21 protein-coding genes are annotated in these 17947 nt (G+C 33.4%); all 21 read left to right on the top strand.

Annotated elements, in window-relative coordinates; translation table 11 throughout:
* The 21 genes from ACIP9C_RS20895 (at position 1) to ACIP9C_RS20795 (ending at position 17483) form a co-directional block, all read left to right on the top strand.
* Positions 1-714: a phosphocholine cytidylyltransferase family protein gene (locus tag ACIP9C_RS20895; protein WP_401014106.1), complete on the top strand. Its 714-nt coding sequence runs from the start codon at positions 1-3 to the stop codon at positions 712-714.
* Positions 707-1798: a phosphonoacetaldehyde reductase gene (locus tag ACIP9C_RS20890; RefSeq protein ID WP_401014103.1), complete on the top strand. Its 1092-nt coding sequence runs from the start codon at positions 707-709 to the stop codon at positions 1796-1798. Before ACIP9C_RS20895 ends, ACIP9C_RS20890 begins: the two co-directional genes overlap by 8 nt.
* Before the next feature lie 4 nt (positions 1799-1802).
* Entirely contained in the window at positions 1803-2708 is a 906-nt protein-coding gene (locus ACIP9C_RS20885) for a LicD family protein (RefSeq protein WP_401014100.1), read from the top strand.
* An 11-nt stretch (positions 2709-2719) separates the two neighbouring features.
* Positions 2720-3460, top strand: a complete 741-nt coding sequence (locus ACIP9C_RS20880) for an SDR family NAD(P)-dependent oxidoreductase (protein ID WP_401014097.1) — start codon at positions 2720-2722, stop codon at positions 3458-3460.
* Between the two features lie 106 nt (positions 3461-3566).
* Entirely contained in the window at positions 3567-3806 is a 240-nt protein-coding gene (locus ACIP9C_RS20875) for an acyl carrier protein (RefSeq protein WP_401014094.1), read from the top strand.
* 56 nt (positions 3807-3862) lie between these two features.
* On the top strand, positions 3863-4153 hold the full coding sequence (locus ACIP9C_RS20870) for a hypothetical protein (protein WP_401014091.1): 291 nt from the start codon (positions 3863-3865) through the stop codon (positions 4151-4153).
* Positions 4154-4229: 76 nt separating this feature from the next.
* Complete coding sequence (locus ACIP9C_RS20865) at positions 4230-5210, top strand: AMP-binding protein (protein ID WP_401014088.1); 981 nt, start codon at positions 4230-4232, stop codon at positions 5208-5210.
* On the top strand, positions 5207-6268 hold the full coding sequence (locus ACIP9C_RS20860) for a LuxE/PaaK family acyltransferase (protein WP_401014085.1): 1062 nt from the start codon (positions 5207-5209) through the stop codon (positions 6266-6268). Before ACIP9C_RS20865 ends, ACIP9C_RS20860 begins: the two co-directional genes overlap by 4 nt.
* Positions 6265-7437, top strand: a complete 1173-nt coding sequence (locus ACIP9C_RS20855; RefSeq protein WP_401014082.1) for an acyl-CoA reductase — start codon at positions 6265-6267, stop codon at positions 7435-7437. Before ACIP9C_RS20860 ends, ACIP9C_RS20855 begins: the two co-directional genes overlap by 4 nt.
* Complete coding sequence (pseH, locus tag ACIP9C_RS20850; RefSeq protein WP_401014080.1) at positions 7438-7974, top strand: UDP-4-amino-4,6-dideoxy-N-acetyl-beta-L-altrosamine N-acetyltransferase; 537 nt, start codon at positions 7438-7440, stop codon at positions 7972-7974.
* Complete coding sequence (locus ACIP9C_RS20845; protein WP_401014077.1) at positions 7971-8693, top strand: cytidylyltransferase domain-containing protein; 723 nt, start codon at positions 7971-7973, stop codon at positions 8691-8693. Before pseH ends, ACIP9C_RS20845 begins: the two co-directional genes overlap by 4 nt.
* The gene (pseG, locus tag ACIP9C_RS20840; protein ID WP_401014074.1) at positions 8693-9652 is read left to right on the top strand and encodes a UDP-2,4-diacetamido-2,4,6-trideoxy-beta-L-altropyranose hydrolase; all 960 of its coding nucleotides are present in this window, start codon (positions 8693-8695) and stop codon (positions 9650-9652) included. Before ACIP9C_RS20845 ends, pseG begins: the two co-directional genes overlap by 1 nt.
* Positions 9649-10695: a pseudaminic acid synthase gene (gene pseI, locus ACIP9C_RS20835; RefSeq protein ID WP_401014071.1), complete on the top strand. Its 1047-nt coding sequence runs from the start codon at positions 9649-9651 to the stop codon at positions 10693-10695. The genes pseG and pseI overlap by 4 nt, the downstream gene beginning before the upstream one ends.
* On the top strand, positions 10692-11828 hold the full coding sequence (gene pseC / locus ACIP9C_RS20830; protein WP_401014068.1) for a UDP-4-amino-4,6-dideoxy-N-acetyl-beta-L-altrosamine transaminase: 1137 nt from the start codon (positions 10692-10694) through the stop codon (positions 11826-11828). Before pseI ends, pseC begins: the two co-directional genes overlap by 4 nt.
* A gap of 247 nt (positions 11829-12075) precedes the next feature.
* Positions 12076-12459 (top strand): flagellar protein FlaG, encoded by a 384-nt coding sequence (flaG, locus tag ACIP9C_RS20825; protein ID WP_401014065.1) that lies wholly within the window; start codon positions 12076-12078, stop codon positions 12457-12459.
* A 21-nt stretch (positions 12460-12480) separates the two neighbouring features.
* The gene (gene fliD, locus ACIP9C_RS20820) at positions 12481-14964 is read left to right on the top strand and encodes a flagellar filament capping protein FliD (RefSeq protein ID WP_401014062.1); all 2484 of its coding nucleotides are present in this window, start codon (positions 12481-12483) and stop codon (positions 14962-14964) included.
* Between the two features lie 34 nt (positions 14965-14998).
* On the top strand, positions 14999-15358 hold the full coding sequence (gene fliT, locus ACIP9C_RS20815; protein ID WP_401014059.1) for a flagellar protein FliT: 360 nt from the start codon (positions 14999-15001) through the stop codon (positions 15356-15358).
* 74 nt (positions 15359-15432) lie between these two features.
* Complete coding sequence (fliS, locus tag ACIP9C_RS20810; RefSeq protein ID WP_401014057.1) at positions 15433-15843, top strand: flagellar export chaperone FliS; 411 nt, start codon at positions 15433-15435, stop codon at positions 15841-15843.
* A gap of 239 nt (positions 15844-16082) precedes the next feature.
* A complete protein-coding gene (locus ACIP9C_RS20805) occupies positions 16083-16466 on the top strand; it encodes a PilZ domain-containing protein (protein WP_401014054.1) in 384 nt (127 codons plus the stop codon).
* Positions 16467-16554: 88 nt separating this feature from the next.
* Positions 16555-17106: a ribosome hibernation-promoting factor, HPF/YfiA family gene (hpf, locus tag ACIP9C_RS20800; protein ID WP_401014051.1), complete on the top strand. Its 552-nt coding sequence runs from the start codon at positions 16555-16557 to the stop codon at positions 17104-17106.
* A gap of 179 nt (positions 17107-17285) precedes the next feature.
* Positions 17286-17483, top strand: a complete 198-nt coding sequence (locus tag ACIP9C_RS20795; RefSeq protein WP_401014048.1) for a hypothetical protein — start codon at positions 17286-17288, stop codon at positions 17481-17483.
* The last annotated feature ends 464 nt before the right edge of the window (positions 17484-17947 follow it).

Here is a 17947-nt window from a genome sequence, read left to right as displayed (position 1 = left end):
ATGAAAACAGTAGTTATTGTAGCTGCTGGTTTATCCAGTCGGTTATATCCATTAACTATTAATACGCCTAAAAGTTTATTGCCATTAGGAAAAGAACGTATTCTAGAGCGAAATATAAGATTATTAAAGGAAAATGGATTTGAACAGATTATAATTGTAACCGGATATTTGAAAGAAATGATTGAAAAAATAGTGGGTCCTTCAGTTAGTACAATTTACAATCCGTTTTACAAATATTGTAACAATATGGGCTCTTTATATGCAGTAAAGCATATAGTCGAGAATAATCCATTTTTATATCTGCATGGAGATGTAGTATTCAGTGAAAAATTATTTAAACAATTTATATCTCAAAGCAATGGGAATAACATTATAGATTTAGCAGTTGATTTTAAAGAAACTGATGAAGAGGCTATGAAGGTACGAATTGATGAGGAATTTAATTTAATCGAATCAAATAAAGATATTCCATTAACAGATAGTGCTGGTGAGTGGATAGGGTTGGCTGCAATACATCGACCTGAATCAGTTTTTGACTACATTGAAGCTATTTTAGTTGAAGAAAAGTTAAATGTTTATGATACATTTGCTTTTACTGAAATGGCAAATAATGGTTTTATGATTAAATGTCATTCGATTAATAATGAACCGTGGATGGAAATTGATTTTATAGAAGATTATGAAAAAGCTAAGGAATTATTCGCCGATGAGTAAATATAATAACCCAGTTAAAGTTGAATTCGGAAGAGGTTCAATAGATTTTTTACCAAGATTTATAAATGGTAGAAAAGCATTATTAGTTACATCAAAAGGATTTGTTACAAGGGGCTTAGTTAATCAAATAGTAAATAATAATACTGAAATTGTTAATATTATAGATACTATTCAACCTAATCCTACACTTAATCAATTAGAAGAGATTCGAAAAAATATACAATATGAAGAATTTGAAATTATTGTTGCTTTAGGAGGGGGCAGTGTAATTGATGCAGCAAAAGCAATTGCTCCTTATAAAAGTGAAGCTCAGTTAGATTTATTAGATTTGTTGACAAATGGACTATCATCTCGAGTTCTAGTGAAGCCGATTATTGCAATTCCAACAACTGCAGGTACAGGCTCAGAGGTTACAATGTGGGGAACAGTTTGGGAGGATGTTAAAAAGAAGAAATATTCTATTTCTGATAATAGGTTATATTGTGAAGCAGCTATTTTAGATCCAGAACTTCATTTAACTGTACCAAGAAACATTACTCTACAAACAGGTTTAGATGCATTATCACATAGTTTAGAAAGCATTTGGAATCGTAATAATAATAAAGTTTCATCAATATATGCTGTGAAATCGGCATGTATGGTATTAGAGGTGCTACCAAATTTAGTTGAAGATTTAGCTAACATTGAATTAAGAGAAAGAATGTTACTAGCATCTTATTATGCAGGTGTTGCGTTTTCTAACACGCAAACTTCAATAGCACATGCAATGTCATACTATATGACATTAAATAAAGATATACCTCATGGAATTGCAACGAGTATAACGTTACCAATTATTATCGATACCTATTTGAAGCAAGATTTAAATAATAAGCATCCATTTATTACAGAACAACTAAAGCAACGAATTGTTAAGTTATTTAAACAATTGAAACAAGATTTATTAATAACAGATTATGGTTTAACTAAACAAGACTTTGATAACATTTTTAGTGAGTTAAACACTAATGTTCGTGCCCAAAATTCAATAATCAATTCCACTGAATTATATGATAATATACTTATTCAATTAGAAAGTAGATGAAAGAATGCCTAATGATAAAGTTTTTATTTTCGGAGCAAGTATGGGTGGTCAAAATTATTTAACACAGTCAAAAGAAAATATTGAGGTATTAGGTTTTATAGATAATGATGTAAAAAAACAGGGTACAGAGATATTAGGATATAAAGTATTTTCTCCAAACGTTTTGAAAGATTATGGTGAAAAGTTTGATTACATTGTGGTAACCAGTATGTATATAGAATCGATTTTACAACAATTAAAAGAATTGTATGTGCCACAAGATAAAGTGAAATTCCCACCGAAAAATATGCTGAAAATAGATAAAAGGCCTTTTGAAGTACCTGAAATGAGAAATAAGGCTACCGATTTATTATGTGATATATCGAATATTTTAAAAGAACAATCATGTTATGTGTCCTTTGGTACACTACTTGGAATTATTAGGGAAGATCAGTTGTTATCTTGGGATGATGATATAGATTTTTCTATTTTTTCGGATGAAGTAGACATCATATTAAAAAAGTTAATTGATAATATTGAGTTGCTATCAAATGACTTTGATTTAAAAATTTATAAACGAATGCTTTCTAAATCCAAGGTATTTGATATCTCCATTCATTGTTATTGGCAAGATGAATACTATTTTCAAATTAGTTTCGCATGTCTAAATAATAGCCTAGATGATGAAGATATGTATGTTCAAGAAGTTAATATTACACCGAAAAAGTTTTTTAAAGGTTTTGATGAAATTATATTTAATAATGTAAAAATGAAAGCACCTAAAAATTATATTGGTTATTTAGAATATACATATGGTGATTGGAAAGTCCCGAAAAAAAATACTACTTTTTATGATAATTCATTGTCTTTTAAAGAAACAGAAGCTATCGCTCAAACATTGGCTATTTACGATTTCACAAAAAAAAATTAGGAGTATAAAGTATGTTAATAGGTAAAACAATTTTCATTACTGGTGCGACCAGGGGTATAGGCTATGCAACGGCTTTACAAGCAGCAAAACAAGGAGCTACGCTTATTTTAAATGGTCGTGATGAACAACGGCTATCTCAAATAAAAGAAGAGATAGAATCTTTATATGGCGTAAATGTACATATTTTAAGTTATGATGTTTGTAATGTAGATGAAATAAAAAGGGCATTTTTATGGATTAAAAAAAATATAAATAAGTTAGACGCCGTTGTAAATAATGCTGGAATTTTAGATGACGCATTGCTAGGAATGATTGACAGGAAACGAGTTTCGAATACATTAGCTGTAAATACCGAAGCGGTTATTTTTCACATTCAGTATGCATCACGTTTAATGATGAAACAAAAATCTGGTTCTATTGTGAATGTAAGCTCCATTATTGGTCGTGTTGGAAATACTGGACAAACTGTTTATGCTGCGAGTAAGGCAGCTGTTATCGGTGCAACATATTCTGCAGCGAAGGAACTAGCCCCTTACAATATTCGAGTTAACGCTGTAGCACCAGGATTTATCGAAACTGATTTAACGAGTCAACTGACACTTGAAAAATTTGAAGAGCGAGTTTCACAAATTAAAATGGGGCGTATAGGGAAGCCAGATGAAGTTGCAAATACTATTTTATTTTTAACTTCAAGTCTTTCATCATATATAACAGGTCAAGTAATAGGTGTAGATGGTGGAATGGTGATTTAGCTAGGGGAGTATAGGGATTATAATTGAATATATATATTATTCAATTAATTTATGTTTGATTAAAGTTATAATAATTTATTAAATGAATAGATTAAGGAGGGATACTATGAATAACGAAGAAAAACTGCGAAATATTTTCGCTGAAGTATTAGGGATTGAAGAAAAACAAGTAATTAACGATTTAACATACAATAGTATTCCGGAATGGGACTCTATTGCCCACATGGCGTTAATCTCTGAAATTGACGATCAATTTGATACGATGCTTGATACAGATGATGTTTTAGAGATGAGTACCTTTGCTAAGGCTAAGAATATTTTAGGGAAATATGAAGTGAAATTTTAAAGGTAGCTGGTGTGGTAGTAATTATCACACCTTTTTTCTATGAAAGGAGAAATAGTATGAGTTTTTTTAATATAGAGGTTGAAAATATTGTTGCAATTACTTCTAATAATGAAGCTTATATATATAATGAAATTCCAATAGTTGAATTTAAAAGTGAAAAAAAAGAGTTAATATTAATTTTGTGTCAAAATACAATCGAAATTTTATTTACTTATATATCTGCTATGAATAGTAAGCATGCAGTAATGTTAGTTTCTTCTGATATCAACCGAGAATTACTGGCTATTACTGGCGAAAATCATAGATGCTTATTACCCAAAATGGATTGTAGGATTAAATGCTTATAAAGATTATGAAGCCAACAGTAATCGATTAGTAAGAAAGAGAGATTTTACAAGTTTTATTCATCCTGATTTAGCAATATTGCTAAGCACTTCTGGAACGACAGGTAGTCAAAAATTTGTCCGACTTTCATATGATAATCTCAGAGTAAATGCAGAATCTATTATAGATTATCTACAAATTAATAAAAATGAACGAGCGATTATGAACTTACCCCTTTCCTATTCCTATGGCATGTCGATAGTAAATAGTCATCTTTTAGCAGGTGCTTCAATTTTATTGACCGATGAAAGTGTATTGGAGAAGTCTTTTTGGGAATTTGTAAAAAAACATAAGGCAACTTCAATTGCAGGTGTTCCATTTACATATCAAATGTTACAACGTATCGGCTTTACAAAAATGGAGTTACCTTATTTAAAGACAATGACACAAGCTGGCGGACGGTTAAATGAAAAGCTTGTAAAACATTTTGCAGAGTATGCAAAAGAACAAAATAAGAGATTTTACATAATGTATGGTCAAACTGAAGCAGCACCGCGTATTTCTTATATACCTTATGAGAAAGTATTAGAGAAGTCTAGCACCATTGGAATCGCTATTCCTGGTGGTAAACTTTCTATTGATGCAGAAACAGAGGAGTTAATTTATAAAGGTGCTAATGTCATGATGGGGTACGCTGAGAATTTAGCAGACTTAGCAAATGGCTATGAACTAAATGGGGTACTTTATACTGGCGATACAGCAATCGTTGATAAAGATGGATACTTTACAATTACAGGTCGTATTAAGCGTTTTATTAAGTTATTTGGTTTGCGCATTAATCTAGATGATGTAGAAAAGAAACTTGAAGAAGAGCTACAAATACCTTTAGCTTGCACTGGTTCTGACGATAAATTAATTGTAGCTATTGAACAAGTTGATTGCGTTGAGCAAGTAAAAGAAGCGCTTGAACGATTATATAAGCTTCATAAAACTGCATTTAAAATCAAAGTGATTGATGAAATACCACGTTTTGCAAGTGGCAAAACCGATTATATGAAGCTAAAGGAGAGCTGTTTATGACGGTCCCTTATCATTTAGTACGGGCAGAGAAAGAAAGTGAGCTTTTGGTTAAATTAAATGAACTAACTAGATGGCACATCGAAAACTGCCATGAATATAAATCAATGCTTGAAAAAAGCAACGCATTATTAGAAGCAAGTTGTTTAGAAGAAGTACCTTTTTTACCTGTGCAGTTATTTAAACTAATGAAACTAAAATCGGTTTCGCAAGAAAATGTTGTAAAGGTGTTAACGTCCAGTGGCACAACAGGACAGCAAGTATCTAAAATCTATCTCGATAAAGAAACGTCGATTGCACAAACGAAAGCACTTGTAGAAGTGATGAAACCTATTTTAGGTAATAAGCGTTTGCCAATGATTTTGTTAGATACGAAATCCGTACTAAAGGATCGTAAATCATTTAGTGCGCGTGGAGCGGGAATTTTAGGATTCTCAAATTTTGGTCGCAAACATTTTTATGCTTTAAATGATGATATGTCATTGGATGTTGAAGGTTTAAAAGCGTATTTAAAAGAATACGAGGGTCAGCGAATATTACTATTTGGATTTACATTTATGATTTGGCAGTACGTTTATAAAGAAATAAAAGATAAAAGGTTAAATATTAATTTTAATAATAGTGTACTGATTCACGGTGGTGGATGGAAAAAGCTTAAGGACGAGGCAGTTGATGCTTTAACGTTTAATCATCTTCTTAGTGAGCAACTTGGCATTCAAGAAGTACATAACTATTATGGCATGGTTGAACAGGTCGGTTCAATTTTTGTCGAGTGTAGTGAAGGACATTTACATGCTCCGAGCTACGCGGATGTGATAATTCGTCATCCACTTACGTTCGATGTTTTACCTGTAGGGCAACAAGGGTTAATTCAGGTAGTGAGTGAACTACCGAAAAGCTATCCAGGTCATTCTTTATTGACAGAGGATTTAGGCACAATTCTTGGTATTGATGATTGTCAATGTGGATGGAAAGGTAAGTATTTTAGTGTAGTTGGGCGTATTCCGAAGGCAGAATTACGCGGTTGTAGCGATACTTTTCAAGGAGGTGTGCGTTTGTGAAAATATTTTGGCCGAAAAATGTAAATTTTGATGATGCACTATGTAACTTGAATAGTCAAAAACTGAGTAAACCTTTTGCTGAGGAAATCATTGCTTTTACACAAAGTCTATCGAAGCGTTTCGTGCGGATGCGTTTTATGCCCGAAGTTGTAGCATTAGGTTACTGGCTCCGTAAATCAAATATTAAGCAAATGCAAGCAGAGTTTGAAAAGGCTACTGAGGGGAAAGTAGTTCGTGGACGTGGCACAGCTTTTCATATCGCTCCTTCAAATGTTGATACTATTTTCGTTTATTCATGGATGCTGTCCCTCCTTGCAGGGAATCGCAATATCATTCGAATCTCAAGTAAAACGGAAATAAATGAGTTATTACAAGTGATTTTAGAAGAGTTACCGAATTTTAAAACGGTAGCAGAGCAAATCATAATTTGTACATATGGACATGATGAGAAAGCAACGGAAGTGTTTAGTCTAGCATGTCATACACGTGTTATTTGGGGCGGCGATGAAACGATAAAAGCTATTCGCAATATTCCGCTTGCACCAATTGCAAATGAATTAGCATTTCCAGACAGATTTTCATTAGCCATATTGAATTCTGAAAAAGTTAAACTGTTAGATAATGAGGCACTAGATGCATTACTTGAGCAATTTTATAACGATGTGTTTTGGTTTGATCAAATGGCATGTTCATCCCCAAGACTTGTCGTATGGATAGGCGAGAAAACAGAATCTTTCTGGACGGCATTTGAACGTAAAATCCAGATAAAGCAACATGAGTTACTAGCAGCAACGCAAGTATTAAAGTATTCGACTAGTTTACAATTAGCTGCTGAAAGTTATGTAGAAAAAGTAGCACCTATAACTTACTTTTCACGTATAAAGCTAAATGATGTACCAGCGAATGTACGTGAACAGCATTGCGGTGGGGGCTTGTTTTTTGAGTATGAAGTTGAAAACTTAGTAGACTTAGAACAAACAATAATCGATAAAGATCAAACAATTGTATATTTTGGTTTTGGGAAATCCGAGTTAGTAGAATTGGTAGATACAATTTCAACAAGAGGGGTAGATCGGATTGTACCAATTGGCCAAGCGCTAGATTTTGATGGTGTTTGGGATGGACAAAGTTTCTTAACATCGTTTACCAGGGAAGTAGTGATTAAATAAATGAATTGGCTTCAAATAGAGGAAAAACATTTAAAGCAAATTTTAGATTGGCGTACAAGTGAAGAAGTAACCCGTTTTATGTACACAGATATTGAATACAACATAGAAAATCAAAACAAGTGGTTTAGCAAAATTAGGGATGATAAAAATGGTTATTATTGGTTAATGGAATATCGAAATGAATTAATAGGTTTTATTTCTATTACAGATATTAATTGGATGCATAAGCGTGGGACATGGAATTTTTATATTGGTAATAAAAAATTTACAATGTTAGCGGGCTTTATAGGTGCTTATGTATATAATTTTGCATTTACTAAGTTAGGACTTTTAAAGCTTAACGGCGAAGTATTAGATATAAATAAAGCTGTACAAAAATTGCATATTAAACAAGGTGCTCGAGAAGTTGGTATATTAGAACATCATATTTTAAAAAATGGAGTTTGGCATGATGTTTATATGTTTGAAATGACGAAACAGCGTTGGCAAGTAGTTGGTGTAAAATTCAATAAATATATAGCAGAGGTAGAATTATGAAATTTATTGTAATTATCCAAGCAAGAATGGGCTCCTCTCGTTTGCCAGGGAAAATTTTAAAACCACTTGGAGATATAGATGTTTTAAAGTACGATATCGAGCGCTGTCGTGCGATCAAAGGTGTTAACGAGGTTATTGTTGCGACAAGTACATTAAAACAAGATGATGCTATTGCAAACTGGTGTGAGAAGCATCAAGTTGCATATTTCAGAGGTTCTGAAGAAGATGTATTAGATCGCTATGTTCAATGTGCAAAACAATACAAACCTGACTATGTGATGCGAGTAACGTCTGATTGCCCATTTGTTGACTATGAAATGGCCAGTGAAATTGTAGAGTTAATGCTAAAAGAACGAAAAGATATTGTGTTGATTGACGGGCAATTACCTCGTGGTTTAGCGGTAGAACTTATTTCATATAAAGCACTTTTATATATTCATAAAGCAGGACTAGAGTCTCGGCATCGTGAGCACGTTACTTATTATGCCTACGAATTTGCTGAAGAGTTTAAATCAGTCATATATAAAGTACCAGCAAATCGAATTGCGCCAGAACTAAGGATTACGCTTGATACAGAAGAAGACTATAAACTTATTTATGAGGTAGCGAAGCATTTCGATAACCCTTTAATTTCAAGTGCTAACGTCATTCAATTTTTAAAAGATAATCCTGATGTAGCAAAACTAAATGCTCATATCGAGCAAAAGCCGGTGATTTAATGAAAGTCATTATTCGTACAGATGCATCTATTGAAATCGGTAGTGGTCATGTTATGCGTTGTTTAACAGTTGCAAAAAATTTGCGGCTGAATGAATGTGAAGTAATCTTTTGGATGCAAGATTTACCTGGCAATCTAATAGATTACGTAAACAGTGAAGGCTTCAGAAATATTTTTGAAGCTGAGCAAGCAGACCTATATATCATTGATCATTATGGGATTGACAAAGAATGGGAGTCCGAAATACGTGTATTTACAAAAAAAATCGCAGTAATTGATGATTTAGCAAACCGTAAGCATGATTGTGAGTTACTTCTAGATCAAAATGCATTGCCATATTTTGAATCGCGTTATGATGGTTTAGTGTCTGATACATGTGTAAAACTATTAGGCCCAAAATATTTAATTATGCGTGATGAATTTATTGATGCAAGAAGACTATTACGCAAGAGACAAGAGAAAATTGAAAATTTACTCGTTTTTATGGGCGGTTCGGACCCAACCAATGAGACAATGAAAATATTGGAAGCACTTGAGGATTTTCAGTTTAAACATGTTGATGTAGTTGTTGGAAATGGTAATGTTTTCAAGGAACAAATTCGCGAGGTTTGTGAAGAGCGAGGGTATTACTATCATTGTCAAATTAATTATATGGCAGAGTTAATGCAACAAGCTGATTTTGCTATTGGTGCTGGTGGAAGTACAACGTGGGAACGTTGTTATGTTGGACTGCCCTCATCGAGTACAATTGTAGCCGAAAATCAAATTTTAACTACCAAATATGCAGAAGATCAAGGTGCAATTGTTAATCTAGGTTGGCATGAACATGTGACAGTAAATACTTATAAAAAATTACTGGGCAAACTAAAAATTGAAGGTCTAAGTGTAAGTGGATTAAAAATAACACAAAATAAACTTCCAAATTCGTGGGTTTATAAAATATTGGAGTTGATAAAATGATTAAAATAGGAAATAGAGAAATTGGTCGTCATACAAAGCCGTTTATTATTGCTGAAATGTCAGGTAACCATAATCAATCATTAGAAAGAGCCTTACATTTAGTAGAGCTAGCCGCAGAGGCAGGTGTAGACGCGCTGAAATTACAAACATATACACCAGATACGATTACATTAGACGTCCATACAGATGATTTTTTTATAAAAGATGATGAGAATATTTGGAAAGGTAATTCTTTGTATAATTTATATAAAGAGGCCTATACACCTTGGGAATGGCATAAGGAGATTTTTGCAAAAGCACAAGAACTTGGTCTCCTTGCTTTTAGTTCACCGTTTGATGAGACAGCAGTAGATTTTCTGGAAACATTGAATGTACCAGCTTATAAAATAGCCTCATTTGAAAATGTGGATATTCCATTAATTAGGAAGGTGGCGCGAACTGGAAAACCGATGATTATTTCAACAGGTATGGCAACAGCTGCTGAACTTGATGAGGCTGTTCGTGCTGCTCATGAAGAAAGCAACGATCAAATCATATTACTGAAGTGCACTAGTACATATCCTGCTACACCTGCCAATTCGAACTTAATAACAATACCGCATTTGAGAGAAATGTTTAATACAGAAATAGGGTTATCAGATCATACTATGGGGGTTGGTGTATCGGTTACCGCGGTTGCACTAGGAGCAACGGTAATTGAAAAGCATTTTACAACATCTCGTGCTGAAGGTGGGGTTGATTCTGCCTTTTCTATGGAACCACATGAATTAAAAATGTTAGTCGAAGAAACAGAGCGTGCATGGCAAAGTTTAGGGAATGTGAGCTATGGACCAACAAATGCTGAAAAGGAATCAGCAAAATTCCGTCGTTCTTTATATATTGGAGAAGATTTAAAAGCTGGTGATATTTTAACTGAACAAAATGTTCGCAACGTTCGACCAGGACTTGGTTTGCCAACAAAGTACTATGATTTAGTCATTGGTAAAGCAATTAAGCAGGACGTAATAAAAGGAACACCATTAAGTTGGGAGTTATTACTATGAGTGATTCACCTCGATTTATTTCATATGGCAGTCAAAGTATAGATGAGGATGATATTCAAGCCGTTATAGAAACATTACGTTCGCCTAACTTAACACAAGGACCGAAAATTGCACAGTTTGAGCAAGCTGTGGCAGATTATGTTGGATCAAAATATGCAGTAGCATTTTGCAATGGGACAGCTGCTTTACATGGCGCTTGTCACGCAGCGGGAATTGGTGAAGGCGATGAAGTAATTACTTCTCCTATTACTTTTGCGGCAAGTGCAAACAGTGTGCGTTATGTTGGTGGCACAGTCGTTTTTGCGGATATTGATGAACGTAAGTATAATATAAATCCTGAACAAATCCGTTCAAAGATTACATCAAAAACAAAGGCAATTATTCCTGTGGATTTTACTGGCCAACCTGTCGATATAGATGCAATTATGGAAATTGCCAATGAACATAAACTCGTTGTCATTGAAGATGGTGCACATTCTTTTGGTTCTAGCTATAAAGGGCGTAAGATTGGAACACAGGCAGATATGACAATGTTTAGTTTTCACCCTGTAAAGCCTGTAACAACAGCAGAAGGTGGCGTAATAGTTACAAATAACGAATGTTATTATAAAAAATTATTAAAGTTCCGGAGCCATGGAATTGAGCCAACAGTTTATGCTAAAGAGCAAGGTGACTGGTATTATGAAATGACAGAATTAGGCTATAATTATCGGATGACAGATTTACAGGCAGCCCTCGGTGTTTCACAAATGAAAAAGCTTGATCACTTTATTAAGCGGAGACAAGAAATTGCTGCAAAGTACAATGAAGCCTTGAAACACGTTCCTGGAATTACAATACCAAAACAATTAGAAGATACTGAATCCGGCTGGCATTTGTACATGATTCAATTAGATGAAGCAAATCGGAAACAAGTATTTGATGCTATGCGAGCTGCAAATATTGGTGTCCATGTGCATTATATACCTGTTTATTGGCATCCGTATTATCAAAACCTAGGTTATGAGCGGGGGCTATGTCCAGTAGCGGAGGAATGGTATGAAAAAGCGTTAACATTGCCTATACATCCTCGTTTAACTGATGATGAAATTAACTATATTGTGAGCATTTTAAGCGAACAAGTTTCATTATAAGAGCTTTTAATTTGAAATTAATAGATTTTAAGAAATACAAGATCATCTGGTGATATCTAAATAACGTTATTAACGATTGTTTTATTAATTCATTAAAAACCTCTAGTTCAGAAAATTATAATCTGAGCTAGAGGTTTTTTAGAAGAGTATCATTGAAAGTAAGTAGTTAGCGCAAAAAGGTGAAACATTCCAAAAAACTTCCGATACTAAATATAAGAACAAGAAATGTTTAGGAGGTTACATACTTATGCGTATTGCAGCTCAAGGACAATCTACAGATGTTGGACCTGCAACTTCATCAACACTTTCTAAAAAAGTTGGTTCAGAGGAACTCCCGATGACAACACAAGTTAAATCGCAGTCTGTAGTACAAAGAGAACTACCAACTGCTGAAGACCAAGAAATATCGAAAGAAAAGCTGCAAAATGCAGTAGACACTGTAAATGAGTTTTTACAAGTAAATCATAATGCTTCTAAGTTTGTTCTGCATGACGGTTTAGATCGTTATTTTGTGCAGGTTGTAGATACCAAAACAGATGAAGTCGTAAAAGAAATTCCGCCTAAAAAACTTTTAGATGCATTTTATGAAATGCAAAAGTTATTAGGAATGATTGTAGACGAAAAAATATAAGCAAATTTAGGAGGAAATATAATGGTAAATAGAGTAGGCGGATTAGCTTCCGGAATGGATATAGATGCACTAGTAAAAAAATTGATGAGTGCGGAAAAAGCACCATTAAACAAGTTATATCAAAAGAAACAAACGTATGAGTGGCAACGTGACGCATATCGTAGCGTTAATACAAAATTAAAAACATTCGATACTTACATTGCTGATAATTTAGTCTTAAAAAGTTTCCTTTCAAAAACAGCAGCTAGTACAAACTCTAACTTAGTATCTGCTACTGCAACAGGAAGTGCTTCTGGATCACTTTCTATAGAAGGGGTTTCACAATTAGCAACAGCAGCTCGTAAAGTTGGTGACCAAGTAAGTGCTGTAGGTTCAACTAAAATGTCTGATTTAGGGGCAACAGGGACGATTGAATTTAAAGCTATACAAAGTAACGGTCAATTAGCAAGTGAAGCAACAAAAATTCAAATTACTTCTGATATGACTGTAAACCAGTTTGTTAGTAAAGTGAATAGTAGTAACGCAGGAATAAGTGCTGTTTTTGAAAATGGTAGATTTTCATTTACTGCTAAAAACACTGGTGACGTTAAAGGCGATGACGAAATTAAAGTTACAGGTGGAGTAGATATTTTCAACAAGTTAGGATTTGCTGATCCTAGCAAAGTGCAAAGTACAGAAGGAAAAAATGCTATTTTCACTGTGAATGGTATAGCAACAGAACGAACAACCAACACGTTTACGATTTCGGGTTATAGTGTCACATTAAAAGATACATTTAACGGTCTTCAAACTATTTCAGATAAATATAAGGCTGCATTGGAAGAATTTAAAAATGCTACAACTAATTTAGCGAATAAACAAGCAAATCTTACAACGAAGCAAAATGCCTATGGTGCTAGTGATATTAATAGTTATACTGCTGCACATGAACAGGCTTATGCAGATGCTTTCGGAAAATCGTTAACAATATCACAACAAGTTCAATATAACAAACTTGGAAGTGATACATGGAGAAATTTATCAACAGATGAAATTGATTTCATCAAAAATCAGTCATCAGTACAAGGTATTAAAGATAATTTAGACGGAAGCTCTTTAAGTGATGAAAGCAAAGCAAAGTTAAAGAAATTTGATGACAAAACACTAGATGCTTTATTTTCAAATAAAGATCAATTAACAGATTTTAAAGCTCAAGCTGATTATGCAAAGTATGGAACAAAATTAAAAGATTTTGACCAAAATGCTATTGATGCTCTAAAACGGTTCCCATACGACAGTAATGATTCTATTGAAAAAATTCATAAAGATATAGACGATAATACCGAATTTACGCAAGAAGTAAAAGATGTATTAAAGTCATTAAGTAAAGATGATTTAACTAATTTAATAGCAACGGATTCGGCAACTTTAAAAAATTATCAAGAAAAAGCGCAGGCTGACGATTTAAAACAAAAGTATAGTCAATTTGGAGATGCATTAGTTAAAGGTTTGCAAGATGGTTCTAAAAAGGTTGAAGATTTAACGGATAAACAAAAAGAAATTTGGAATAATTTATCTCCAGAAAAAAAGTCTCAATTTTCTGCTCTAGCGGAACAAAATATCCTACGTAAAGAATATTTAACCGCAGATGCTGAAGAAAAAGCAGCACAAACACGTTTAAATGAAGCTACTAGTACGCAAAATGCGGCAAAAGCAGATGCTGATGCAGCTGGTATTTTAAAACCTGATGGTAGTATAGATGATACGAAAGTAAATGATGCACCAAAAGCACAAGCAGTGACGATGACATCAACAACAAATGTTGATGATATCATGGCAAAAATTAAAGAATTTGTTACTACTTATAACGGTTTAGTAAAAGATTTTACTGATCAAACAAAAGAAACAAAATATCGTGATTATACGCCTTTAACTAGCGAGCAAAAAGAAGAGATGTCTGAAAGTGAGATTAAACTTTGGGAAGAGAAGGCGAAGAGTGGTTTACTTCGCGGAGATACTCTTATCCGTGAAGGATTGTCTAGTATGCGTGCATTAGTGTATCAATCTAATCCAAGTATTGATTCTAAATATAATACGTTATTTAGTATTGGAATTACAACATCTAAAAACTATAATGACGGTGGTACATTAGAAATTGATGAAACTAAATTAAGAAAAGCATTAGAAGAAGATCCCGATTCAGTTGAAAAACTATTTAAAAATAGTGAAGGTAAAAAAGAGGATGTTGTAGATGGCAAAACAGTCGATACACGTGGTTATGTAGATAAATTACGTGAATCGATGAAAACTTTAGAAATTAATATTGAGAAAAAAGCTGGCCGTTCTACGATGACAGATGCTCAATATGCAATTGGGAAGACTCTTATTGATACTGAAAGTCGAATTAGCACATGGAAGACCAAACTCGAAAATATTGAAGCTCGTTATTGGAAGCAATTCACGGCAATGGAGCAAGCGATAAATAAAGCCAACTCACAATCAAGTTTATTCTCTCAAGGTTCTTGATTAGGCTTTTAATGTAGAAAAGTAGGGGAATTTTATGCAACTAACAAATCAATTATTGCAGGCGTCTGCGAATCTATTTAAATTATTAGGTGATATCCCAAAGGGCGAAGATCGCGATGAATACGTGGATACAATTAATAATTTGTTGGACAAGCGTGGAACCATTATCAATGGATTGAAACAAGAAGGTTTTCATTATGATGAACAAGATCGCGTTCATCGTACCTTGCTTGAATTGGATAATGGCATTAAAGAAAGATTGGCTGCTGTAATGAGCGCAGTAAAGCAGGATATGGCAAACCTTCAAAAAACGAAAAAAAGTGAAGTGCAATATTTTAATCCATATGGAAATGTCCGTGTGATGGACGGGATGTATTACGATAAGAAAAATTAATTTCTCTATTAGCTTTTCTTCGTTTAATGGTTTAAAATAGTAAATAAGTAACATCTAAAAGGAGTTGTCCTTTATTGGCAGCAAATTTAACAGCACAAAATGCGTATAAGCAAAATAGTGTCACAACTGCTTCACCTGGTGAACTTACATTAATGCTTTATAATGGGTGCTTAAAGTTCTTAAATAAAGCTAAACTTGCGATTCAAGAAAAAAATATTCAAGACAAAAATACAAACTTACTAAAAGCTCAAGCGATTATTAGTGAGTTTATGGCGACACTTAATATGGATATTGAAGTGTCAAAAAATATGTTAGCACTCTATGAATATATGAATCGTCGGTTAGTAGAAGCAAATATCCAAAATGATATTAGTATCATTGAAGAGGTTGAAGGCTTAGTGACGGAATTTCGGGATACTTGGAAAGAAGTTATTCGCATTAATCGACAACAACAATTTGGTAATGGGAATAACGGACAAGTTTAATAAAAAATTAGAGACCATCTCTTGATGATGGTCTCTTTTGTTTATTAGACAAATTAGTGCAAATAAAAAACGATAAAGTTATTATGATTATACAAAAATCGACAAGAGGAACTTTACATATAGTCATAAATTAGGTGATTTAACGGTAAAATATGTTACTAATTCCCTCTAGATGAAAATCATGTATTCGTGTCATAATCAAGCTAACTAAATGTTTGAAAAGAATTGGGGTGGGGAAGATGATATTTAAGCGTCAAGAAGGCTTTCGTTTTAAATTTGACGAGCCGGTTCATATGACCTTTGCGATATATGAGAATGGTAAAGTAAATCATGCGCAAACTGCAATGGCTGATTTATTGGATATAAGCCCGAGGGGATTAAAGATGTTTACTGAGGTTGATTTAGGTGTACGACCTTCTCCTCTTGATTTGCGTTTTGTTCTAGATACAATAGAAATTCGAGTATATGGCGAAGTGATTTGGAGCCGTCCTCATGGTAATGGGAAACAATACGGCGTATTTTTTAATAATCAAGGCGCTATTGAGGATTTGATTGTTGACGAGCTGAAATTACGTCGAAAAAAAGAAACGGCTGAAGCAAAACAGAAAAAAATAAATTTATAAAATTTTATTGAAAAAAGAATTATTTTAGAGGAATTTCACACACTTGTGTAGAAATAAGAAGTATAGCAGTCATAAAGGAGGAGTTTACATGTTAAACTTTAACATTCGTGGTGAAAATATTGAGGTAACGCCAGCTATTCGAGAGTATGTAGAAAATAAAATCGAAAAAGTTGAACGTTATTTTAACGAAGATGTTAACGCCAATGCTAACGTAAATTTAAAGGTTTATAATGACAAGCAAACAAAAGTGGAAGTTACGATTCCAATGAAAAACTTAACACTTCGTGCAGAAGAACGTCATAACGATATGTATGCTGCTATCGACTTAATTGTTGATAAATTAGAGCGACAAATTCGTAAGCATAAAACAAAAGTAAACCGTAAATTCCGTGAGCGTGAAGGTGCAGGACTTTATTTTGCTATATCGCAAGCTGCAGCTGATACTGCAACAGAGGAAGATGAATATTCCATTGTACGTACTAAACAGTTTGATTTAAAACCGATGGATCATGAAGAAGCTGTTTTACAGATGAACATGTTAGGACATGATTTCTACATTTTCACTGATGCTGAATCAAACGGCACAAACATTGTTTACAAACGTAAAGATGGCAAGTACGGCTTAATTGAAACAACTTAAATAACTGTCAAAGAACCCTCGTATTTAGAGGGTTCTTTTTTGTATGCTTTTACAACTTCCTACTGCCCTGAATATTTTTTAAAACTTTTTTTGAAAAATGGTTGTTAAATCGAGACAAAATTCCCTTTATAGAGTGTTAGCTAACAAATAAAAAAACAAATACAATAGGGGGAATTAAAATGGGTCTTTATTCAGACACAAGAACGATTGATGTAACTACAGCACAAATCGCAGAAATGGTTCGTGCACAAAAGAAAGCAGTGGAGCTACTTGCAGACAATAAGGTAAATGAATCTATCGTAAGAAACACATATGCCTTCCTCATATGGAGGCGCTGTTTTAGGAATTGGCTGTGTGAATGGCAGACGCACAGCTAGAAAACTAGAGGTTATTCCTACATAATAAAATAAATACTACAGCTACTATATAGTAGGAAAATAAAAAATAGATTTTTTTATAATTTTTATTGACTATTATACAATTAACATGATATTATTTATTCCTGTCGTGAAACACTATTGTATTAATGAAATATTAATTAAATGAAAGTGTTGACAAATGAAATATTACCGTGTTATATTATAACCCTGTCACTTCGACAGCGAAAAAATAACTTGAAAAAAGTTATTGACAAACATATTGATATTTTGATATAATAATTTTATTGCTGCTGAAACACAGCGAAAATGAACCTTGAAAACTGAACAAGCAAAACGTAATCAATATAGTTTTTATTAGCTAACTTTGTTAGTGAACGAAACAAAATTTTGGACATCAAAATTGATGCCAGCAAAACAATTTGAGCTAATCAAATTTCTTTTATGGAGAGTTTGATCCTGGC

Origin of the sequence: Lysinibacillus sp. NPDC093210 (assembly GCF_044753985.1) — a bacterium.
Classification (GTDB): Bacteria; Bacillota; Bacilli; order Bacillales_A; family Planococcaceae; genus Lysinibacillus.
The sequence above is the reverse complement of the archived record's forward strand: the minus strand, read 5'-3'. Positions and strand labels throughout refer to the sequence as shown.